Annotated in this window: 21 protein-coding genes; 10 read left to right on the forward strand and 11 right to left on the reverse strand. The window is 33.2% G+C overall.

Going from position 1 to position 21,019, the window contains the following annotated elements:
- Positions 1 to 94: 94 nt before the first annotated feature.
- The 6 genes from FC091_RS04320 to FC091_RS04345 all read left to right on the forward strand — a co-directional run bounded on the left by FC091_RS04320 (position 95) and on the right by FC091_RS04345 (position 3,488).
- Complete coding sequence (locus FC091_RS04320) at positions 95 to 277, forward strand: hypothetical protein (RefSeq protein WP_076620167.1); 183 nt, start codon at positions 95 to 97, stop codon at positions 275 to 277.
- 22 nt (positions 278 to 299) lie between these two features.
- Positions 300 to 746, forward strand: a complete 447-nt coding sequence (locus FC091_RS04325) for a hypothetical protein (RefSeq protein WP_138433035.1) — start codon at positions 300 to 302, stop codon at positions 744 to 746.
- Between the two features lie 32 nt (positions 747 to 778).
- Complete coding sequence (locus tag FC091_RS04330; protein ID WP_138433036.1) at positions 779 to 1,258, forward strand: hypothetical protein; 480 nt, start codon at positions 779 to 781, stop codon at positions 1,256 to 1,258.
- Positions 1,259 to 1,329: 71 nt separating this feature from the next.
- Positions 1,330 to 1,599: a hypothetical protein gene (locus FC091_RS04335; RefSeq protein ID WP_076620173.1), complete on the forward strand. Its 270-nt coding sequence runs from the start codon at positions 1,330 to 1,332 to the stop codon at positions 1,597 to 1,599.
- Positions 1,600 to 1,610: 11 nt separating this feature from the next.
- Positions 1,611 to 2,897, forward strand: a complete 1,287-nt coding sequence (locus FC091_RS04340) for a DUF2157 domain-containing protein (RefSeq protein ID WP_138433037.1) — start codon at positions 1,611 to 1,613, stop codon at positions 2,895 to 2,897.
- A gap of 18 nt (positions 2,898 to 2,915) precedes the next feature.
- A complete protein-coding gene (locus FC091_RS04345; RefSeq protein ID WP_138433038.1) occupies positions 2,916 to 3,488 on the forward strand; it encodes a GDYXXLXY domain-containing protein in 573 nt (190 codons plus the stop codon).
- A 94-nt stretch (positions 3,489 to 3,582) separates the two neighbouring features.
- On the opposite strand, the gene FC091_RS04350 is transcribed toward FC091_RS04345, so the two are convergent.
- From FC091_RS04350 to FC091_RS04375, 6 genes are all read right to left on the reverse strand, one after another.
- Entirely contained in the window at positions 3,583 to 6,069 is a 2,487-nt protein-coding gene (locus tag FC091_RS04350) for a zinc-dependent metalloprotease (RefSeq protein WP_246035793.1), read from the reverse strand.
- A 94-nt stretch (positions 6,070 to 6,163) separates the two neighbouring features.
- Positions 6,164 to 7,144: a hypothetical protein gene (locus FC091_RS04355; RefSeq protein ID WP_246035794.1), complete on the reverse strand. Its 981-nt coding sequence runs from the start codon at positions 7,142 to 7,144 to the stop codon at positions 6,164 to 6,166.
- 153 nt (positions 7,145 to 7,297) lie between these two features.
- A complete protein-coding gene (gene lysS, locus FC091_RS04360) occupies positions 7,298 to 8,986 on the reverse strand; it encodes a lysine--tRNA ligase (RefSeq protein WP_138433039.1) in 1,689 nt (562 codons plus the stop codon).
- 116 nt (positions 8,987 to 9,102) lie between these two features.
- Entirely contained in the window at positions 9,103 to 9,993 is an 891-nt protein-coding gene (locus FC091_RS04365; protein ID WP_138433040.1) for a thioredoxin family protein, read from the reverse strand.
- Between the two features lie 212 nt (positions 9,994 to 10,205).
- The gene (locus FC091_RS04370; protein WP_138433041.1) at positions 10,206 to 10,613 is read right to left on the reverse strand and encodes a DUF1573 domain-containing protein; all 408 of its coding nucleotides are present in this window, start codon (positions 10,611 to 10,613) and stop codon (positions 10,206 to 10,208) included.
- A 109-nt stretch (positions 10,614 to 10,722) separates the two neighbouring features.
- Entirely contained in the window at positions 10,723 to 11,778 is a 1,056-nt protein-coding gene (locus FC091_RS04375) for a response regulator transcription factor (RefSeq protein WP_138433042.1), read from the reverse strand.
- A 109-nt stretch (positions 11,779 to 11,887) separates the two neighbouring features.
- Between FC091_RS04375 and FC091_RS04380 the strand changes: the two genes are divergently transcribed.
- The 4 genes from FC091_RS04380 (at position 11,888) to lipB (ending at position 14,320) form a co-directional block, all read left to right on the forward strand.
- The gene (locus tag FC091_RS04380) at positions 11,888 to 12,046 is read left to right on the forward strand and encodes a YqaE/Pmp3 family membrane protein (protein ID WP_138433043.1); all 159 of its coding nucleotides are present in this window, start codon (positions 11,888 to 11,890) and stop codon (positions 12,044 to 12,046) included.
- A gap of 75 nt (positions 12,047 to 12,121) precedes the next feature.
- Entirely contained in the window at positions 12,122 to 12,484 is a 363-nt protein-coding gene (locus FC091_RS04385; protein ID WP_138433044.1) for a nuclear transport factor 2 family protein, read from the forward strand.
- Between the two features lie 341 nt (positions 12,485 to 12,825).
- On the forward strand, positions 12,826 to 13,629 hold the full coding sequence (locus tag FC091_RS04390; protein ID WP_138433045.1) for a hypothetical protein: 804 nt from the start codon (positions 12,826 to 12,828) through the stop codon (positions 13,627 to 13,629).
- Positions 13,622 to 14,320: a lipoyl(octanoyl) transferase LipB gene (gene lipB, locus FC091_RS04395; RefSeq protein ID WP_138433046.1), complete on the forward strand. Its 699-nt coding sequence runs from the start codon at positions 13,622 to 13,624 to the stop codon at positions 14,318 to 14,320. The genes FC091_RS04390 and lipB overlap by 8 nt, the downstream gene beginning before the upstream one ends.
- A 182-nt stretch (positions 14,321 to 14,502) precedes the next feature.
- Here lipB and FC091_RS04400 read toward each other — a convergent pair whose 3' ends face one another.
- The 5 genes from FC091_RS04400 to FC091_RS04420 all read right to left on the reverse strand — a co-directional run bounded on the left by FC091_RS04400 (position 14,503) and on the right by FC091_RS04420 (position 20,867).
- Positions 14,503 to 14,952 (reverse strand): hypothetical protein, encoded by a 450-nt coding sequence (locus tag FC091_RS04400; RefSeq protein WP_138433047.1) that lies wholly within the window; start codon positions 14,950 to 14,952, stop codon positions 14,503 to 14,505.
- A gap of 128 nt (positions 14,953 to 15,080) precedes the next feature.
- Positions 15,081 to 16,130, reverse strand: a complete 1,050-nt coding sequence (locus tag FC091_RS04405) for a nucleoid-associated protein (RefSeq protein ID WP_076620185.1) — start codon at positions 16,128 to 16,130, stop codon at positions 15,081 to 15,083.
- A 120-nt stretch (positions 16,131 to 16,250) separates the two neighbouring features.
- Positions 16,251 to 17,789, reverse strand: a complete 1,539-nt coding sequence (locus FC091_RS04410) for an OmpA family protein (RefSeq protein WP_138433048.1) — start codon at positions 17,787 to 17,789, stop codon at positions 16,251 to 16,253.
- Between the two features lie 81 nt (positions 17,790 to 17,870).
- Positions 17,871 to 20,234, reverse strand: a complete 2,364-nt coding sequence (locus tag FC091_RS04415; protein ID WP_138433049.1) for a ribonuclease HII — start codon at positions 20,232 to 20,234, stop codon at positions 17,871 to 17,873.
- Between the two features lie 30 nt (positions 20,235 to 20,264).
- The gene (locus FC091_RS04420; protein WP_138433050.1) at positions 20,265 to 20,867 is read right to left on the reverse strand and encodes a ribonuclease HII; all 603 of its coding nucleotides are present in this window, start codon (positions 20,865 to 20,867) and stop codon (positions 20,265 to 20,267) included.
- Between the last annotated feature and the right edge of the window lie 152 nt (positions 20,868 to 21,019).

Consider the following 21,019-nt stretch of genomic DNA (forward strand, 5'->3'; position numbering starts at 1 on the left):
TATAAAATTATATCGTCATAAATTGTGTGATATTAGTTTTTATGTGCGTTAGATTTATTCAAAATTTGTCTCGTAATCATTAAAACAAAGTATTATGAAATCTAAATCTAATTTTACTAAAGCAGAGCGTATTTGGGCAGGTCTTTTTTTTAGCGTTCTAGGTTTAATAGCTGTGTATTCGCAGACCATATCTGGTTATTTAATTGATGCCTATAATCAGAATGTAGAATTTTTAGCTAACAACACTGTAAACAGTTCAAATATTTTGAGATACTAAAATGAGGGAAAAGAGCTTAAATATGGCTTTCTTCATTACTGTAGGAATATCAGTAGTAGTTTTTATTTATCTGGTCTTTTTGGGATATGATGAAATAAAAACCTTTAAAGATGTCGTAAAGATTATAGGATCTATTTTGTTTCCAATACCAATACTGTTCTTTACAAGATTTATTGTTATTGAACATTTTATGCCTGTAAACTCTGATGAGTACAAAGCGAAAAACCAAAAACCAGCAACTATTTTATTAGCAGTTTCTGTTGTAGTTGTGCTATTGCTAATGCAAGCTTTAGAATTTCTAACCCATAAGAAACTCGAAGATGCATTGATTCTTGCTCATCTTATAAACTCTACATCAATAAGTTCTTACGTATTTAATTTTTTATTGTATAACAATTTAAAAGCCAATGGCATATTAAGCGGAGTGCTTATGGCTTTAGCAATTCATATGTTCTTTTTATCTGCTTAAAACTAAATGTACAATCATCAAATTTTAATATTATGAATATCATTAAAACACCAAAAAAACAGACTAATGTAAGTAAGAGAGAGTTGCTTTTTACATTTCAGACTATTATTGTCACCGGATTACTTGCTTTTACAGCTATAGCATTTTTCTTCTATAATAACTTAAGCGTTGTAAAAGGCATTAAAGTCATCTTTGCGCCTTTTTTATCAGTTGTTCCTTTACTGTTTGTGCTTTCCGTCTTAAGGGATTTAAGAAAAGGTTTTATAGAGGGTAATTACACTAAAAAAGAGATTATCAAGTTCGGGTTAATAACCTTAGGGATAACAGCATCCTTTACAGGAATAACCTTGTTGTTATCTAGGATTGATGCTTTAGAAATTCTGTTGGCAGGTATAATTGCGATACTGAGTACTGTATTTTTTCTTCGAAGCAAAATAAAGGACATTTTAGGCATGTCTATCGTTACAGGTATTGCTGAAGGTATCATCGTATATATGATTTTTTTGTTTTGATGATTGGTTAGTTAGTAACCCAAAACCTCGCAGATTGGTTTAGAGCTGCGAGGTTTTAAATTAAAAAAGAAATGAAATCAGATTATATAAAAAGTATAATACTAATCCTATTAGGATTTTTAACTATTCCACTTTTAGAAATTCTTCCAGTTCAAGGTGGTGGAGCTTCTTTAATAATAGTAATTACAATTCCCTTTCTTGTTTTAGTTAGTGTGATAATGACAATAGTTTATTCATTATATTACAAAAAGAAGAAAAGTGAAAACATGAAAAAGAAAGCTTTTATAATTATGGCTTTAATACTAATTGCTCTAAATCTGCTAATATTTCCTCATGGATAAATTTAAATATCATGAAATCAAAACTATTAAACGATATATCAGAACTTTTAGAGAACAATATAATTTCTCAAGAAGTTGCGTCAAATATCTCAGCGTATTACAAATCGAAGGAAGATAACCAGCCCAATAGACTATTTACAGTATTTGGCGTTTTGGGTGCTACATTGGTAGGTTTGGGAATTATCTTAATACTGGCACACAATTGGGATAATTTTTCAAGAAGCATAAAAACATGTTTTGCATTTTTACCACTGGTTATTGGTCAAATTATTTCAGGATTTACAATTCTTAAAAAGAAAAGTCAGGCGTGGAAAGAATCTTCAGGAACGTTTCTCTTTTTTGCTATTGGAGCTTCCATCGCACTAGTAAGTCAGATTTATAATATACCAGGTGATTTAGGTAGTTTTTTATTTACATGGATAGTGCTGGCATTACCCTTAATTTACCTGCTCAAATCTAAGGCAGTATCAATTTTAGTTATTGTATTTGCAAGTTATTACGCGTGCGAACTAGGATACGATTTTGGTTATAAGGACAGCACTCCTTGGATGTATTTGGTTTTTATTTTGGCAACACTACCATTTTATTTAAAGCTGTTAAAAACATCGCCTCTAGCAAATTCAACATCCATTTTCAATTGGCTTTATGTTTTAAGTTTAACTATTGTATTAGGTACTTTTATTAACAGCAATTGGCCAGTAGGCTTTTTAATGTATGCCATGCTGTTCGGTGTTTTTTATAATATTGGAAAAACACCGATTTACAAAGATCAACAATTAAGAAGAAATAGTTTTACCGTCATAGGCTCCTTGGGCTCTGTGGTTTTGTTGACGATTCTATCTTTCAATATTATTTGGGAAGACCTTGTAAAAAGAGCTTCAATAGCAATAAATACTCAAGAAATGCTAATTGCGACTGTTTTACTGATAGTGGCATTTGTGGTGTTACTCTATTCTAAAAAGAATGAAAAAAATGAAAGTTTCAACCTGTTTCAGTATGTTTTTTTAATAGTTGCAATAATCTTCTTTATAGGTGTAGCAAATGCCATTGCAGCTACTGTTTTAACCAATATTTTACTTTTGGTTATGGGACTTTCAGCAATAAAAATAGGTGCAGATACATTTCGTTTTAGTGTGCTTAATTATGGACTGTTGATTGTAACCGCAGTTATAGTCTGTCGTTTTTTTGATATAGATATACGTTTTGAGGTTAAAGGGCTTCTTTTCGTTGCTGTCGGATTTGGATTCTTCTTAACCAACTATATAATGCTTAAAAAGAAGAAAGAATTAAATCGTTAAACCTTAAATTTAAAACACATGAAAACGATACACATTTTTATACTATTCGTAGTGGTTGCGGTTTTACAATTATTTGTGCCAGCAAAAATGATTTTAGATAGGGAAGATGTTTTAAAAACAGGAATAACCTACAAGTTTAAAACACGACCTGTTGACCCTAATGATCCATTTAGAGGAAAATACATCACTTTAAACTATGAAATGAATTCTGCCAAAACCAACGATTCAATTTGGAAACGTGGAGAAACGATTTTTGTTTATCTAGAAAATGATAGTCTTGGTTATGCTAAGGTTCATAGTGTAAGTAAAGAAAAGAAAGATATAGATAGAGATTATGTTGAGACTAAAGTCCGTTGGAATTATGGTAATTCAAATACTGTTAATTTTGAGTTACCTTTCGATAGGTTTTATATGGAAGAAACTAAAGCAAAACCTGCAGAAGATATTTACAGAAAATATAACAGACGTCGAGATACTCTAAATCAAACATACGCTTTGGTTGCTATTAAAAACGGGAAGGCTGTTTTAAAAGATGTCTACATAAACGATAAGCCAATTGCTTATTACTTAGAAATAGAGGATGAAAACTGATAGAAGAAAATTTTAGAAATTTGTTTTATACAATAATGAACAAAAAAGGCTTCAAATTCAATTGAAGCCTTTTTTAATTATAAGAATGTTTAGATTATTTAGGGTCTAAAATATCATTGATACGTTCTATCGCGTCAGCAATATGAATTCTACTCATTGCATCTCCACCACGAGCATTTCTCAATTGCGAACGTAAAGTCTTTAATTCTGCTCTTACAACAGCTCTAATATCTGACTGGCTAGTGTTTACAGCTGTTATTTTTAAGTAAGGACTTGGTGATCTTCCACTTTGGTTTTCAGCAGTCATTAAATACGCTAAACGATCGATGTGTGCACGTTGTAAGTTACGACGATAAGTGTCTATTTTTTTACCTGTACGTAATTCGCTCCACACACCTTTGCGTAAATCTTTCATCATATCTGTTAAAGCATAAGCATTACTGTCATAGGTATGTGCTTCAGTTAAACGTTGCATTTTACCTAGGCTTAAAATATTATTTAATGTTCTGGCTTGCATAGCACGAACACGTTCTACAGAACCAGAATACTCTATGCGGTCAAAGATGTTTTTATCAATTAACCACTCTGGTGTAGTAAATAAATTTTCTTGAATAAATTGCATTGCTTCTTTTTGGTGAGCTTTAGGTACAGGTGTGTAAACTACACCATCTTGGTCTGCTGTTTTGTAGTGTTCATAAACACCACCAATGTTATTTGAAACGTGCCCCATGTATCTATTAAATTGCGATACCACATGACCATACATTTCCTGTAAATCATCATAATCTTCACCAGCTTCAGTAGTCCATTCTATTAAATTAGGTACAATACGCTTAAGGTTTTTAATACCATATGCACTAGCAAGCATTGCGTTATCACCTAAATCTTCAGTTTGCGAACTTGGATCGTGAACATCACCAACTTGTTGATGACCAAAACGATACATTGGGTCTCCTTCATGCTCAGTAATCCATTGGTTAAGGATTTCTTTTTCTTCTTCAGGTGATTTGTCTAAAATAGGTCTGTAACCCCATTCTATTGCGTATTTGTCATAAACACCAATATCGGGCATAAGTGCAACACCTTCATCGCCAGGTTGAGCCACATAGTTGAAACGTGCATAATCCATTATAGATGGTGCAGTTCCATATTTTTGAGTGAACTCAGCATCTCTAAGTTTTTCAACAGGATAAGCAACACTACTTCCCATGTTATGTGGAAGACCAAGTGTGTGTCCTACTTCGTGAGCAGATACAAAACGAATTAATCGTCCCATAACTTCATCTTTAAATTCAGGACTTTGAGCTTCAGGGTTTATGGCAGCAGTTTGTACAAAGAACCAACCACGAAGAAGCGACATTACATTATGATACCAGTTAATATCACTTTCTAAAATCTCACCTGTTCTAGGATCACTTACGTGAGGTCCGTTTGCATTTGGAATAGGTGAAGCTAAATATCTAACTACAGAATAGCGAACATCTTCTGGTGTCCATTCTGGGTCTTCTTCTACTGAAGGTGGATCTTTTGCAATGATAGCCTCCTTAAAGCCCGCAGCTTCAAAAGCTACTTGCCAGTCTTCAATACCTTGTTTAATGTATTTTCTCCATTTTTCAGGTGTAGCTCTGTCTATGTAGTAAACAATTTGTTTTTTAGGAACTACAAGCTCACCACGTTTAAATTTCTCAATATCTTCATCTCTAACTTCTAATCTCCAACGATCTAAATAAGTTAAAGATTTACTTCTTTGATCTTCTAATCCATAATCTGTAGTACTGCTTGTAAACCACCCAACACGCTCATCGAAATAACGACGTTTCATAGGGTTTTCTGGTAATAGAATCATGGAGTTGTTGATCTCTATTGAAATACTACCTGTGCTAGAGTTAGAAGGTGGAGAACCAGCGGCATACGTTTTTACGTGACGTGCTTCGATGTTTCTAGGGTAACTTTTTATAGTCTCAATAAATGATTTATCGCTTTCCAATCTGGTAACCTTATATGGTCGTCTTCTAAACGTCGGAAGCCCGAGCGATTTTACATCTTTTTCAAATAAAGGTGATGCATCAATAACTGTACTGGTAGAATCTTTACCGTAAGCTTTTATGGGAAATGTGAAGAGTACAGGTTCAAAATTAGAGTTTTTAACAGCTTCGTTTACCGGTAGTGAATCGGCAGCAGTAACATTGTAAGATACTACACGTAAAACTACTTTTTTGCCTTTCTTTTCCCAGCGTAAAACTTGTTCGTTTTGCTTTCCTCCACCAAAACCTAGGCCACTAGCAGTTTTAGCAATACGTGTTACCATTAGCATCTCTCTATCAAAAAGTGAATCTGGTATTTCGTAGTAGAACTTATCGTCTAAAGTGTGAACGGTAAATAAACCTTCATCACTTATAGCATCTTTTGTGATGACTTTGTCATAAGGTTTTGGGTCATTTTTACCTGGTTTCTTTCCTGCAGGTTTTGCCATTGCTGTGGCATCAGTTTTCTTAGATTTGCTGGCCTTTTTTGCAGTAGAGCACGAGAATGCCAAAAAAGCAGAAGCCACAAAAAGTAGCTTAATGGATAGTTGTTTCACTTTGTGTCGGTTTTAAAAAATTTGCATGAAAATAAGGATTCTATTAAGAATCTTTCAGTTTTAAAACCTACTTTATAATTTTTTTAACGCAAGGTTACAGCGTGTCTAGGTATGCTTGTAAAAGTTCTACACCTTCCGTATGTACTGTGGTTGTGCCGATAAACGGCATGCTAAACCCTTCGTTATACTCCGAAATTCTTAACGAAATACTGAATTTTCTCTGAGCTATTTTAGAGTCTTCTAGTGATGTGTCAAAAGCCAATCTTAATGTTGATTCCTCTTCACAATCACCACCTTCGATATGACAGTGTGCACAATTAATGTCAAAGTACGATCTAGCTCTATCCTCAAGAGATTCAGATGTGTTTTTCCAATTAACTACTGATGACACTTCAGAACTGCTGGAAACACCAGTTAAGTGACCACTATTTACAAATTCATCTAATTGATTAAATCCATTAACTTCAAAATTCATATTTCTAAGTTTTGGTCCAATTGGTGTTGCATTATCATAAGTGTGATGACAGGTAAAGCAATCTGTGTTAGATGGTATTTCGTAATTTACTGAGTTGCTTTCGCCATCAGCATCAATCCAAGTTACAGGCACTGTGCTTCCGTTAAGATCTAATACAGCTTCTGTTTGATCTTCGTTCCATTTATAATCACCTGTTTCCCATTCACCATTAATTTTTATAAGCACGCGTGTTTCAATAATGGTCTTTCCTAAGGTTAAATCGCGTTCGTCATTATTGTAATAAAATGTTTTGGCAATTACAGTGTTATCGGGAAAAATTGGTAAACCGTCACCATCATACTGCATTGAAGTATTTTCTGGTAACGCAATTAATCGCTGTTTGTGCGCGTAATCTGTAAAAAGCTGTGAATTAAGTTCGTACTTAAAGGCGCGAGAAGAACTATTTAAATCTCCAAGATTTCCAGTAAATAGGTTTAATTCTGAAAGATTAGGCCTAAACTCTGCAATCACTAAAGGATCTTGTACAGGTGTTATATCATCATCGTTTTCACATGAAAACACAGCAAGTAAGATTGCGAAAAGAAGCGTGAGTTTTTTCATTTTTTGATAAGTGGCTGATTCATAGCGAATGTGAAAATAATAAAAAAGCTTTAATCCGCAAGTTGTAACATAAAATGTGTATTGATTTTAAATAAAAAAAGGATTCATCTTTCGATAAATCCTTTCTTAAAGTTATATGTTGTTAGTTGGTGTTTATGCCATTTCAACAAATAAGCCTTCATCAGTTTTTTCAACTTTAGTTAAGCCGTGTTTTCCTAAGCCTTTTATACCTTTATCCCAACCTTTATTACTTAAGCCAGATTGCGCTTTAAGTTCATTTAAGTCCATTCGTTGTTCTTTTTTAAGAATTTCAAAAATGGCTTTTTCGTTATCGCTTAAATCCACTTTTTTCTTCTCTGGTCGCATTTGCGGGAAGAACAATACCTCTTGTATACTTTGGTTATTGGTTAAGAACATAATCAATCGGTCCATACCAATTCCCATACCAGAAGTTGGTGGCATACCATATTCTAAAGCACGTAAGAAGTCAAAATCAATAAATTCCGTTGCTTCATCATCACCTTTTTGAGCTAGTTTTAACTGATGCTCAAAACGCTCGCGTTGGTCTATAGGGTCATTAAGCTCAGAATACGCATTGGCGATTTCCTTACCGCAAACCATAAGCTCAAAACGCTCTGTTAATTCAGGGTTTTCTCTGTGTTCTTTACACAATGGACTCATCTCTTTTGGATAGTCTGTAATGAATGTTGGTTGTATATAGTTGCCTTCACATTTTTCACCAAAAATCTCATCGATCAACTTGCCTTTACCCATGGTGTCGTCTACTTCAATACCCATTTCCTTGGCTGCAGTTCTAATTTCAGCTTCGGTTTTATCGTAGATATCAAAACCTGTAAATTCTAAAATAGAATCGCGCATGGTAATACGTTTGTAAGGTGCTTTGAAGTTGATTTTATGCTCGCCAAACGTAGCTTCTGTAGTGCCATTAACCGCAACAGCACAATGTTCTAATAACTTTTCGCAGAAGTCCATCATCCAGTTGTAATCCTTGTAAGCAACGTAGATTTCCATTGCTGTAAACTCAGGATTATGCGTACGGTCCATACCTTCGTTACGGAAGTTTTTAGAAAACTCATACACACCTTCAAAACCACCAACAATTAAACGCTTTAGGTAAAGCTCATTGGCAATTCTCATATACAACGGAATGTCCAAAGTGTTGTGATGTGTTACAAATGGTCTTGCCGCAGCACCACCAGGAATTGGTTGTAAAATTGGTGTTTCAACTTCAAAATAACCAGCGTCATTAAAAAATTGACGCATAGCGTTGAATAATTTTGTACGCTTTACAAACACATCTTTTACGTGCGGATTTACAGCCAAATCTGCATAACGTTGTCTGTAACGTTGCTCTGGATCTGTAAATGCATCGTAGGTTTTTCCGTCTTTTTGCTTTGGAATTGGTAATGGTTTTAAAGCTTTACTTAACAGTTTAAACTGCTTTACCATGACTGTTTTTTCACCAACTTTGGTGGTGAACAATTCGCCTTCTATACCAATAAAATCGCCTAAATCGATTAATTTTTTAAAGACATTGTTGTACAATGATTTGTCTTCGCTTGGGCAAATTTCGTCTCTGTTAAAATATACTTGAATACGCCCTTCGCTATCTTGTAACTGCGCAAAAGAAGCTTTTCCTTGAACATTAATTGCCATTAGACGACCAGCTATAACTACCTGTTTACCTTCATCATAGTCAGATTTTATCTGTTTGGAAGTATGCGTAACTGGGTATAAATCGGCTGGATAAGGATTAATCCCTAAAGCACGAAGTTTTTCTAACTTTTGGCGTCTTACTAATTCTTGTTCTGAAAGTTGCATTCTTGCTTATTTTAAAAATGCAAAATTACATTATTTCAAAGAATTATTGAATGGCTTTTGATAGAACTTCTCGATACAATTTTTCATGCTTCAAAATCACTCGAAGTGACATTAATTTAATTAGATTTTATAACCTCTAAATTTTGTTTTAGGTTGTTATTATCCGGAAATAATTCAACAGCATTTTCAAGGACTTCTATGGCCTTTTCTTTTTGGCCTGAAAAGCCTAAGGTGTTGGCTAAACTCATATACGTTCTTGGTTCATCAGGAAAAAGTTTTGTATTAAGTTCAAACACGGCAATAACCTCTTCTATGCGATTGGTGTTGAATAGTATTTTGCCATAGGTGTTAAGCTCAAACATACTGCTTACTTTACCTTTGTATTTTTTCAAAAGATTTTTTTGTTTCCTTTTTAAGCCTTTTGTTCCTTTTTTACTTAAAATATCGTCTACGATAGCTACGATTTGGTAATTGGATTTGTAATCATTAACTGTGATGATATTCTGAATATCTTCTTCAAACGTTTTTACAGGATGTTCTACAATTCGGTTAATTTCCTTACCATCCTTGTAAAAAATAACGGTTGGTACGCGATGAATATTTAAACCTTCTTCCTCATGCTGTGGGCTTTGTTTATACATGCCTGCTTCTCTACTTACGGCAACTACTGTTAGTTGATCCATAGGATAATTGCATGCTTCTAAAACTTTATATAATCTTGGAACTTCCTTTTTGCTATCACCACACCATGTACCCATAAACAAAGTGATGCTGTAGTTTTTTAACTCTGACGCTATGGCTTCGATAATAGTTGAATTTGGCTCGTAATCATTATAATTTTTGGTAAACCAAGATTTGTAATTATCGCTTTCTAAACCGCTTTTGTCTATTTTACCTAGAAGATAAGGTGTATCGGTATTTTCTGTGATTTCTGTGTTGAGGTTTTGGGCGTTTATTTGAATTGAGATAAAGGATATGATGAGTAGTGAAAATATGTTCGTTTTCATGATTGATTTTTTAGAAAGATTAGTTTGCTGTTTTGGTATAACGAAGGATGAGCAAAACTTTAAAGTTCAGCTTAACCAATTCTCAAATTATTGAGATTAAAAGATGAATTTGTCAAACTGAATTTATTTCAGTTTTTAGATCTTGTTTGATTGAAATCAATAATAGATTCTGAAACAAGTTCAGAATGACAAAACTGAAAGGAAATAAATATTTATTTAGCTGCAACAATGTTCCCTTTAATTTTAAGGATTTTGTTTCCTTCTTCAGCATTAGAAGTGACTCTTATAGTTTTTGTAAAAGCACCAAGTCTTTTAGTATCGTACTTAATTTTTAATTCGCCAGTTTTACCAGGTAAAATAGGTGCTTTTGAGTAGCTTGGTACAGTACAGCCACAACTGGTTTTTACGCCTGTAATTAGTAATGGAGCGTCACCTTCATTGGTAAAAGCAAATAATCGTGTACCATCAGAATGCTGTTCTATGGTTCCGTAATCAATGACTTCAGTTTCAAATGAAATAATAGCTACTTTACCTGTTTTATTTTCAACTTTGTTTGAAGTTGCATTGAATAATCCTACTGAAAGAATTAAAATTAGAATAGTGTTTACTGTTCGTTTCATAGTTATAGAATTTTTGATTAATACTTGAAACAAACTTCAAACTTAGAAGCTAAAATTTTTAAAAAAGAGGGTTTGAAATTGGTACTAGAACCAAGGTTGATTTTTTTAACTATTTGATAAATAAAGACTTAACATCGTTTCTGGATTGTACTTCCAACTTCTTGTAGATATTGTTGGTGTGCGTTTTTATAGTGCTAACACTCAAAAATAAGGCCTCTGCAATGTCCTTGTTGGTCTTATCTTGTAGTAAATGTTCTAAAACAACTTGCTCTTGTTTGGATAATTTAGACTTTAAATCTTCAGATTTAGATTGTTTGTTTTTCCACATTCTGTAGAGTAGAAACAAATTCAAGATAAAAGAAAGGGCAAGCAGAGTGTAAAGGTAAATATCAAATGAAGCGCTTTTGATGTCTTCTGTTGATGCTAGCATGAATCGGTCAGCCGCTAATTCATTTCTATATTGGGCAGTGTATGGCGCATTAGGGTATGCAGTTTCTAAGCGTTCCTTAAGATCGTCGTAATAAGAATTGTTCTGTAGATCTTCAACATAATAGCTGTGTAAATCGCTGCTTCTATCTGATAAATAAGCGTAAATGGCAAGTTCTGCTACAGGCTCGTTTAAGGCAGTTCCGTAGTCTTGTAATGTTGTAAACCACTTTTTATTGTTTAGTTTTCGGTTGGCTTCACTTCGTACTTCACCATAAGCAAAACGCATATCGTTTTTAAGGGAATCTATTTTTAAAAATGCATTAGCTCTTGGGTTGTTGGATTCTACTTTACAAAACACCTGATTACCAAAAGAAAAAGGCAATTTTAAGGTGTCTGTGTTTTTTGCAATAAATAGTAATTCTTCACTATTACTGCAGTGACCGTTAAAGTGGTTGATGTCTTGTTGTGTTTCGCTGCACTTGTCTACATGGATGCGATAGATTCGATTTTCTGTGCTTAGCATATCTCCTTTAAACTCAAAAAAACCTGTTTCGTCTGCTAAGGTTTTGGCAATGATTTGTTCGGAATATACACCAGACATTTTACGGTAATCCTCTACTATAGAAAGGTAAACCGTGTTTTGCCATTCCTCTGGATTTATATAACCAGAAAAAGAATATTGCGCCTCACAAAAAAGCGATATCAATAAAAAGCAAATCAATAATTTAAATCGCATAAAACGAAACTAAACAATTTTAAGTAACAATAAAATAGTGCCGAGGTAAAAGTGTAACAACTTTAACAAACTAGCGTCATACAGCTACATCAAATCATCAAACGAAATTATGAGTATCTGGCGCGTTATTTTAGCTATTATTTTTCCACCCTTGGCTGTTGTAGATAAAGGCTGTGGATCTTTTCTAATTACATTTATATTGTTTTTTTGCGGCTGGGCTCCGGGAGTTATTGCCGCTTTGGTAATTCTCAATAATCCAGAACGTTAGTTAATTGTTTTAGAAAATATGAGTTTTTAAAAGTAGAATTATATAACTTTAAATTCACCAAAAAACTAAATCAAAATGACAACAAAAGACATTGCAGAGAAATTAGTATCCTATTGCAGAAACAATGAAGAGGATAAGGCCTATGAAGAACTATATAGTCCTGAAATTACCAGTATTGAAATGGCAGAGCCAATGAAAGAAGTTCATGGTTTTGAAGGTATACAAAAAAAGGGACAATGGTGGCAAGAAAATTTTGAGGTACATGCCACTGAAGTTTCTGATCCTTTGGTTGCTGACAATCACTTTACTGTTAAATTTTGGATGGATACAACACACAAACCTAGTGGACATCGTTCTCAAATGAATGAGATTGCTGTTTATGAGGTAAAGGATGGTAAAATATGGCGGGAACAATTTTTCTATAATTCTGAAAGCTAAAAAAGTTGAAATTTTTAAGATAAAGCTCAGCATGATATGATGTTGAGCTTTTTTTATTGAATCTAATGAATATTTGTAAACGTTTAAGTGGAAAACACATTTATAACCACAAGTAGAATTAATCGTATCTTTGTGTTTTACTAAATCAATCTATTTTGCTTTTGAGTAAAAATGTTTTAGTCGTCAGTTTGAGTGATTTTGAAGTACGAAAAATTATATCGAGAACTTTTGTTAGTGAATTCCTACTTCTCGATACAAATTTTTCTCATTTTTAATCGAAAAATCCACTCGAAGTGACGAAATATAACAAGTGCATAAAAGATTAAATCAATTTAAAACACATGAAAAACGTATTTCTTCTTATCGTCTTTGCTTGTTTTATAGCAAGTTGTAATGTTACCGAATCTATTGTTTTTAATCAGGATGGTTCTGGTGATTTTTTAGTTACTTATGAAATGGGTGAAGCTATGAAAGCTTTTGAAAAATCTATGGGTGGAGGCGATAATAAAGAAAAGAAAGAAGGTGGCGAGGTTATGGATACCACTATGGTGATTGCAGATATTATGGAAACTTATAAAGATAGTGTTGCTGCACTACCAGAAAAAAAGCGTTTAGCTATGGAGGCAGTAAAAGATATGTACATGAGAATGCAGGTGAATGAGGATGAGGGTGTTATGAATTTTGGTATGGGAATGCAGTTTGAATCCATTGAAGATTTAAGAGATCTCAGTGAAAAATTTAAAAAATTACAAAGCTTAAACGCACAAGGAGACCAAGTAGATGCTATGAAAGAAAACTCACCACTTGGTAACTTTATGGGTAATGAAAATAGTGATGTAGCTTACATGTATACTAATGGTGGTTTTTCTAGAATGACGAGTATTAAACTGCCAGACGAAACAACAGAAGATGCTGTAGACGAGCTTTTTGATGAAACCGATGAGAACAACCAGCAGTTTATAGCTTATTTTCAAGATTCTTTTTATAATGTGAAGTTAACCTTCCCAAAAGCTGTAAAATCTATAGATATTGAAGGTGCTGAATTCTCTGATGATAGAAAAACAGTGACTTACAAAACCAATTGGGTAGAGTATCTTAAAAACCCAAAGTTACTAGATGCGAACGTGAAATTTGTTGATGAATAAAACTGTAAAACTTCAAGATTTAGGCTTAAAAGATTTTAAAGACACCTGGGATTATCAGGAAACGCTTTTTAAAGCCATTTTAGATACTAAAATTAAGAATAGGAGAGAAGATGCAGGCTTAGCAACCGATAACCATTTTCTGTTTGTAGAGCATCCACATGTGTACACTTTGGGTAAAAGTGGAGACTTGTCTAATTTGTTGCTCTCAGAAGAGCAATTAGCAGAGAAAGGTGCAACCTTCTACAAAATTAATAGAGGTGGAGATATTACGTATCATGGTCCTGGACAAATTGTAGGCTATCCTATTTTAGATTTGGATAATTTCTTTACAGACATCCACAAATACCTGCGATTTTTAGAGGAAATCATTATTCTTACATTGGCTGAGTATGGTTTAAAAACCGAACGTAGTCCTGGTGAAACAGGTGTTTGGCTAGATGTTGGCACTCCATTTGCACGAAAAATTTGTGCTATGGGAGTACGTGCCAGCCGTTGGGTTACTATGCATGGTTTTGCGCTAAACGTAAATGCCGATTTAGGCTATTTTGATAATATTATTCCTTGTGGAATTAGAGGGAAAGCTGTCACATCTTTAAATAATGAACTCGGTATAGAAACTGTTGATGAAAAAGCAGTAAAAGAAAAGATTTTAAAGCATTTTAAGGTGCTTTTTGAGGTTGAGTTTGTTTAGTTTAATATCATGATAAAATAATTAGGACTTTTCACTTTCTTCTGAGATATAACGTCGCGTTTTTTGGGCTAACCTCCGAAATTTTATTTGATAGAATTAATTATAATTTATAGATAAATATCATATTTAGCAAATATGTTAAATGAACCATTCCCAAAACTTTGACCAGTTTTTATTCTAATTTATATTTTTTTCCATAATACATCACCACCTGTTAATTCATCTTCTTTTGTGTAACCGTACCATCGCCCTTTACATTCTGTTCCCAATGGATTTATTTTAAGTATTATCACACCTGATAGCGAGATGTAGTTTTTGCTTGATTCATAAATAAAATTAAGAATTAAGTTTTTAGAAAATTTTCCAGATATTGGATAATTCCCGTTAACATGGTTAATTCCTTCGCCATAAATGTTAATTCCTTTAATTTTATTTATCACAACAGTATCCTCAAGATAAACCTCTTTAATGTTGTCTATAAACCAAGAAGCCTTCCAATGCCCTTTAATATCAGGATATCCCAATTGTTTAATTTTGCGATGAGAGTTGATTTCTTTTCCGAATGTGGTTATTATTCCGGCGAATAAAGTTGCTCCTGCACCAATTATTGCAGATACTAAGTTTGAGTCCATATCATAAAATTAAGTAATTACATTGAATGTGATTAGTTATATACGTTAAAAACGACTATTTGTAGCCAATTATAACTAGGTGTCTAAATTGTAGATGAAGTCAGCTCAGAATTCCTAAAAAAACTAATCTAAGCCTCCTCATTAAAAAACACTTTATAGTAGTGCATTTTCTTCTCCTCGTCATAACCACGTTCTAAATATTCAGCAGAAGCATCTGGTGCATCAACATCGAGCTTTATTTGTATGTTGGTGTCTAGTTTTATTTCGGGTTTTATCTTTTGCTTTTGCTTTTTTAAGACACGTTCAGAGACATCAAATTGGTTTCTAATCAGTACGTTGTTTTCGGCTTCGTAGGTTTTTTTATAGTCTTCAAAAAGTTGTATTTGGTCTTCTTCTTCAAACACTTCTTCTTTAAAGTTTTCAATATTTACAATTTCATTTTCTTTAAAAAAATCTACTGTCTTTGCTAAGAAATTACTTTGCTCTTGTCCACCAAAATTGGGTTGTAAAACCTCTTTAGAAAACTCTCTGCAAAGCTCTATGCAATTCTTGGTGTGTTGATTGCTATCGTCAGGATACTTAATGTTTAGGAAGCTTTTAATCCAGTATTGCGTATCGTAGGTGTTGTTATCTACACTAAATACTATTTTACCTTCCATGTCCGAAGTATTCAGAATCAGACATCCTTTATCTACTTTCTTAGCTTGTATGCCCTTTTGTACCAAAATGTCATAGTTGCCAGACTCTAAATACGTCTGAAAAAACTCGGTTTTGTTTTCAATTTTATAAATACCAATAGCATCTACAAAGAAGTCTTCGTACTGTATATTTTCAAAATGACAAACCAATACATCTCCTGTTTTTATTTGAGCTGAATTACTTTGTTCATAAAGATGTGTGACGATGTGTTTAGACGTTTCTACAAAATCAGCTTCTTCTTTAAAAAGTTGATCAGAATAGGTGTTGATTTCATTGAGCCCAACATTGCTATGGTGATGAAAACGATAACTTTCTGCAACACTTACAAAGGGTTTTAGTAAGTAAGGCAGCATAAGATTGTAAGTAGCTTCGTCAAAATGCACAGCAGCATCTGAAAACGCGTTTTTTGTATCATTAAACTTGTTGCCAACTTTGTGAATAATGCAATGTTTTATTGCCGCTTTTTGTCGTTTTATCATCGGTAAATTAATAAGAAAATAAGTGTATGCAATACTACAAAAGGTAGGGCTTAAAACTAAAGAAAACGCCAAAATAAATTTGGCGTTTTCAGACTCAGGGACTTTGAGATTTGGTTACCGTTATATTTTTACAAACTCTACACGTCTGTTTTGTGCTTTTCCATCTGCAGTACCGTTATCTGCAACAGGTTCTGTTTCTCCTTTGCCGTCGGTAGTAAGGCGATCTGCCGAAATGTTGTAGATATTAACCAGAGCGTTTTTTACGGCTTCGGCTCTGTCTTTAGAAAGCTTAAGATTTGAGTCGTCGGAGCCATCAGAGTCTGTATGCCCAACAATGTTGAGTTTAATACTGTCATCTTGCATTAACACTTGCGATATTTGGCGTACAATACCTAGTGACTGCGGTTGTATGTTGGCAGAACCCGAATCGAATAAGATACCATTGGTAGAAATCTTGCCTTCAGACATTAGTTTGCGTCTTAAGTCAACACCGCCTTCGGTAACTTTAATATTTTTTATAAAAACGCGTTCTTCACCATCCTTTAGTCCATACACATGAAATTTTAAATAATTAAGCACGTTAAGCTCTTCAATAAATCTTGGAATATCTACATATTTAACTTCGTTAACCCAGAGTCTGTAACGTTTTTTTGTCACAGAAATAGCAATATGTGGTTGGTTTTTTACTTCGTCTCTTATATCAGCAGTTAGACCAGAGTTAATCATGCCAGCTTTGCCATTGAAATAATTATAAGTATCTATGTTGAAAGGTGCATACTGACCCAACGGAAGTGAAACAGATGCATAGTGGGTTTCTCCGTTTGAAAATGTGTTAGCATCACTTAATATAACGTGAAGTCTTGCGCCAGAGGACGTTTTATTGCTAACGCCAGATGTGAGTAAATCGAATTCTATAGTATAGTCTTCTGGTAGTTGACTAAGATCTGGTATGGCGTATAGTCTGTAACCTGCTTTTAACTCAAACCAATTACCTTCTACCTTATTGAATTTTACGATATTACCAGAGCCATTCGTATTCCACTTACTTGGTAAATCTCCAATAAAATCATTTGAAAAATCATCAAAAAACAGAAGTTTGTCACCAGGAACAAAATCGTATTTACTATACACTTCTAAACCATCAGAAACATTTGATGGTGTTTCTTCAATAGCATCATTTGTGTTACCAGAATCACTATTGGTTTTATCTTCTGGTTTGTCATTAGATTCTTTGGTATCCTCTTCATGCTCAGTTTCACGCTCACGCTGTCCCAGAAGAAGTTCTTTAGCTGTTTTTATGCTGTATTTTAAGGCTTTCTTTGCCTTGTTCATTTGCAAGGTGGCTTTTCCTTGCTTTAAAACACCAACACCGTCTAAGTCGTTTATAATGTCTGGCGCACTTTCGCTCAGTGAAGACATCTCTCCCAGAGCTTCTTCTAGCACATCAATATCATCATCATCTAAAGATTTACCTGAGGCTGCGTAACCATCATACTTATAAACTTTATCATACAAGTCGAACGACTCTTGAACAAAACTATCTACACTAGCAACACCAACTCTATTTTTAGGGCGTTTAATTTTTTTTGTTTGTGCATCTAGAGTTGGAGTAATTATAAGAAAGATGCAAAAAGCGAAGGAAATTTTAAAAAAATTCATTTTAAGTAATTGATTAATAGCTCTCTAAAAATATGAATAACTATTGATACTTAAAAATGAAAAAGAGAAATGGTTAATAAGTTAGTGTAGTTTGTAAACAACTATTGTTTTATCATCTGCCTGAGTTATTAGTTCTAAGCCTTTGTTTTTGTCTAGTTTTTGTAATTCTGCAGCAGAAGTTCCAAAAACAGGGAAATTAGGAATTGATTCTGCTTGGCTATCAAATAAATAAACCTTTTTAGACTGTAAGTCTGTAGTTGTAATATAAATTTTATCGTTTAAGTAAAAAATTCTAGGAGCTGTGTATACACCATAGTCTAAATCTATGCGTCGTGATTTTATAAAAAGTTTATTCTCATACATTGAGACCAACGTTTTACTTGTAGTAGCCATATTGTGCTTGTCTGTTAAGTTAAGATCTTTTCGGCTTATTTTTCCTCGAGTATCAACTTGTACAAGTTGACCTAAAGTGTTAGAAGCAGTAAACTTATTTTGATACAAGTAAATTTCATTATCTGAGAACCTAATTTTGTTATCAACGCGTATTCTTATATCTCCTTGTCGATTCAGTATTTTTAAATTGTCTTCTGTAGAGAATACAATGTAATCCTTACTTCCAATTCTAAAATGTTTAGGTTGAGAGGTTATGTTTTTAGTGTTGTTTTTGTAAGCAAAGCCACTGACGGTTTTGCCTTTAGCGTCGTACATAAGAAGGTTTTTTCCTTGGGTAACTAGGAGTCTGTAGTTTTTTCTTTTGTCGTAGTCAAAAACCGATAAGGGTTGTGTAATTTCGTCATTAAATTTTCTCGGAAAAGGAGACACATCATTACCGTTTCTGTCTAAAACATATAGACGGTTTGGTGTTGCAAAAGCTAATTGTAGTCTTCCGTTTTTATAGGTGTCTATTTGCTCTATTTTTCCAAGTATTTTTCCTTGAAGTTGTTTTTTCCAAAGTACATTACCAGAATTTGAAATTAAATACAATACATTGTTGGTGTCTTGTACCGCAATATCATGTGTGTTGTTGGTATAATTTTCTACAGTTTGAGGCGGTGATACAATTTGAGCATCAAGAGCTATTGTAAATGTTTCTGTTACTGAATTTGAAGCTGCTTTCTTTTTGAATTCTTCTATTACACCATTCACATGCGCATAATTGTTTTCATAAACATACTGTACCGCGTTGGCATGATAGTTTTTTGTGTCGATGCCTAAATGTCCAGAAAGTGCTTCGTTGTTTTTATAAATGAAGATTGAGGCATCATCACTTAAATTAGAACTGATGTTTTTATAGGCGTTAGAATTAGCAATAGTATTATTGTTTAATGCATCAGAAAGTAATGATTTTAATGTTTCGATGGAATCTGAGAAAACAATATAATCCTCGTATTTAAAAAAGAAGTTAGCAGCTTCATAACTAATAATTGGTTCTAATCTATATTTGAAAAACTCAGTATTCTCAAATTTATAAATATCAATATCTCTGAAAGTTTCGGTAATTGATTTATCTTCAATGGATTCAATAACAAGTTCTGCATTTAAGGAATGAAGGATGAGCGAGTTGTCTGCTAAAGCAATTTCGTTTGTAAAGTTTAAAAATGATTTAGTGCTGTTTGGCACTACATTTTTTAACTTATTCAAGTTGTTAATAAAATTTAAATAGTCATCAAAAGTGATACTGAACAGTGATTTAGTATTTGCTGATGCTATGTTCAAGCTGTTTATATTTTGAGGTATAGTATTTTTAAAGCAGTCTAGCAATTGTGATATAGAATCCGAAGAGGTCATAATACCGTTGTAGTTTATGTTGTCGTCAGAAAAATTCAAGTCAAGTAATGTATAGCTGCTACTTGAATTTTTAATCGTTTCTGAAAATTGTAGTTTAGATAGATTTGCTGTATTTGTTTTATATAACACTGAAGCAATAGTGCGATTGTCAGTAGTTTCAATTAAATCGACTAGCTTTTGATTGCCTTCGCTTGGTTTTAAATTTTTCAAAACTTCTAAACTATTAGAAGCAGCAAAAACATTGTTTAGGCTTTTGTGATAAAATATAGTAGAGTCGATTTGGGTTTTTGCAATATTGAATTCTTTAAGGTTTTCTGAAATATGATTTGGTAAGGAATCAATCATAAATACGGTGGAGTCGTTCTTAGTTAAAACGAGGTACTCTGTGTTGGTTTCGTTTAAGAATGCAACGTATACTTTATCTGTTGGATTCATATTTTTGAGTACAGTAGAAGTCTCAGTTAACTCTCCATTGTATGTTTTGGATAAAATTTTATGTTTTTTAATGCTATTTGTAAAATCACGTAGCTCATTAATGGAAAAAACAACTTCGGTTTCTGAAGGTAGAAATATACATGGAGATTTTGAAGAATTATAGTCTTTTTGGCAAGACATTAAAACAGAAAGTAAAATCAATAGAAATCCAAAGTGCTTCATAAGTAAAGAGATATGTACAAATATAAAAAGTTATAAATCTAAAAGATATTGCTCTGGCAATAATCTAAACGATTTTCTATGATATTTTGTTATACCATATTTTTCTATTGCAGCTCTATGCTCTATGGTAGGATAGCCTTTATTTTTTTTCCAATTATACATTGGAAATTCTTCATGGATTTTCTCCATATAAAGATCTCTATATGTTTTTGCTAAAATTGATGCAGCAGCAATATTCAGATATTTACTATCTCCCTTTATAATAGTTTGATGTGGTATAGTATTATAGGATTTAAATTTGTTTCCATCCACAATGATATAATCTGGTTTCGTGTTAAGTTGTGATATAGATCCATGCATAGCTTTTATAGAGGCGTTTAATATATTTATTGTGTCTATTTCGTCTTCAAAAATGTGTTGTACACCATAAGACAAAGACTCTCTTTCTATTATAGGTTTTAACATCATTCTTTTTTTTTCCGAAAGTTGTTTAGAGTCGTTTAGTATACTATTATTGAAGTTTGAAGGCAATATGACAGCTGCAGCAGTAACAGGACCAGCTAAACACCCTCTGCCTGCCTCGTCTGTGCCACATTCCAAATCAAAATTAGAGAATTGAGTTTTTAAGACCAAAATGTTAAAATTTGAACAAAGTTAAAATTTTAACGCAACCCTTTTACAGTTTTGGTATCTACGTAATGAGTTAAGCGTCAAAAAACACTAATTAAGTATTAATTAAGTTTTGTTGATGAAATCGCAAAACCATTAACATTTTTTTGGCAAAA

It is taken from the genome of Winogradskyella algicola (assembly GCF_005869935.1).
In the GTDB taxonomy this organism is placed as follows: Bacteria; Bacteroidota; Bacteroidia; order Flavobacteriales; family Flavobacteriaceae; genus Winogradskyella; species Winogradskyella algicola.

What these genes read in the sequence shown, in the direction of transcription:
- FC091_RS04340 (WP_138433037.1), top strand. Translation starts at nt 1,611, where the DNA reads ATGAAATCAAAACTATTAAACGATATATCAGAACTTTTAGAGAACAAT.
- FC091_RS04380 (WP_138433043.1), top strand. Translation starts at nt 11,888, where the DNA reads ATGAGTATCTGGCGCGTTATTTTAGCTATTATTTTTCCACCCTTGGCT.
- FC091_RS04365 (WP_138433040.1), bottom strand. Translation starts at nt 9,993, where the DNA reads ATGAAAACGAACATATTTTCACTACTCATCATATCCTTTATCTCAATT.
- FC091_RS04320 (WP_076620167.1), top strand. Translation starts at nt 95, where the DNA reads ATGAAATCTAAATCTAATTTTACTAAAGCAGAGCGTATTTGGGCAGGT.
- FC091_RS04330 (WP_138433036.1), top strand. Translation starts at nt 779, where the DNA reads ATGAATATCATTAAAACACCAAAAAAACAGACTAATGTAAGTAAGAGA.
- FC091_RS04390 (WP_138433045.1), top strand. Translation starts at nt 12,826, where the DNA reads ATGAAAAACGTATTTCTTCTTATCGTCTTTGCTTGTTTTATAGCAAGT.
- FC091_RS04410 (WP_138433048.1), bottom strand. Translation starts at nt 17,789, where the DNA reads ATGAATTTTTTTAAAATTTCCTTCGCTTTTTGCATCTTTCTTATAATT.
- FC091_RS04355 (WP_246035794.1), bottom strand. Translation starts at nt 7,144, where the DNA reads ATGAAAAAACTCACGCTTCTTTTCGCAATCTTACTTGCTGTGTTTTCA.
- FC091_RS04400 (WP_138433047.1), bottom strand. Translation starts at nt 14,952, where the DNA reads ATGGACTCAAACTTAGTATCTGCAATAATTGGTGCAGGAGCAACTTTA.
- FC091_RS04335 (WP_076620173.1), top strand. Translation starts at nt 1,330, where the DNA reads ATGAAATCAGATTATATAAAAAGTATAATACTAATCCTATTAGGATTT.
- FC091_RS04405 (WP_076620185.1), bottom strand. Translation starts at nt 16,130, where the DNA reads ATGATAAAACGACAAAAAGCGGCAATAAAACATTGCATTATTCACAAA.
- FC091_RS04415 (WP_138433049.1), bottom strand. Translation starts at nt 20,234, where the DNA reads ATGAAGCACTTTGGATTTCTATTGATTTTACTTTCTGTTTTAATGTCT.
- FC091_RS04375 (WP_138433042.1), bottom strand. Translation starts at nt 11,778, where the DNA reads ATGCGATTTAAATTATTGATTTGCTTTTTATTGATATCGCTTTTTTGT.
- lysS (WP_138433039.1), bottom strand. Translation starts at nt 8,986, where the DNA reads ATGCAACTTTCAGAACAAGAATTAGTAAGACGCCAAAAGTTAGAAAAA.
- FC091_RS04345 (WP_138433038.1), top strand. Translation starts at nt 2,916, where the DNA reads ATGAAAACGATACACATTTTTATACTATTCGTAGTGGTTGCGGTTTTA.
- lipB (WP_138433046.1), top strand. Translation starts at nt 13,622, where the DNA reads ATGAATAAAACTGTAAAACTTCAAGATTTAGGCTTAAAAGATTTTAAA.
- FC091_RS04325 (WP_138433035.1), top strand. Translation starts at nt 300, where the DNA reads ATGGCTTTCTTCATTACTGTAGGAATATCAGTAGTAGTTTTTATTTAT.
- FC091_RS04370 (WP_138433041.1), bottom strand. Translation starts at nt 10,613, where the DNA reads ATGAAACGAACAGTAAACACTATTCTAATTTTAATTCTTTCAGTAGGA.
- FC091_RS04385 (WP_138433044.1), top strand. Translation starts at nt 12,122, where the DNA reads ATGACAACAAAAGACATTGCAGAGAAATTAGTATCCTATTGCAGAAAC.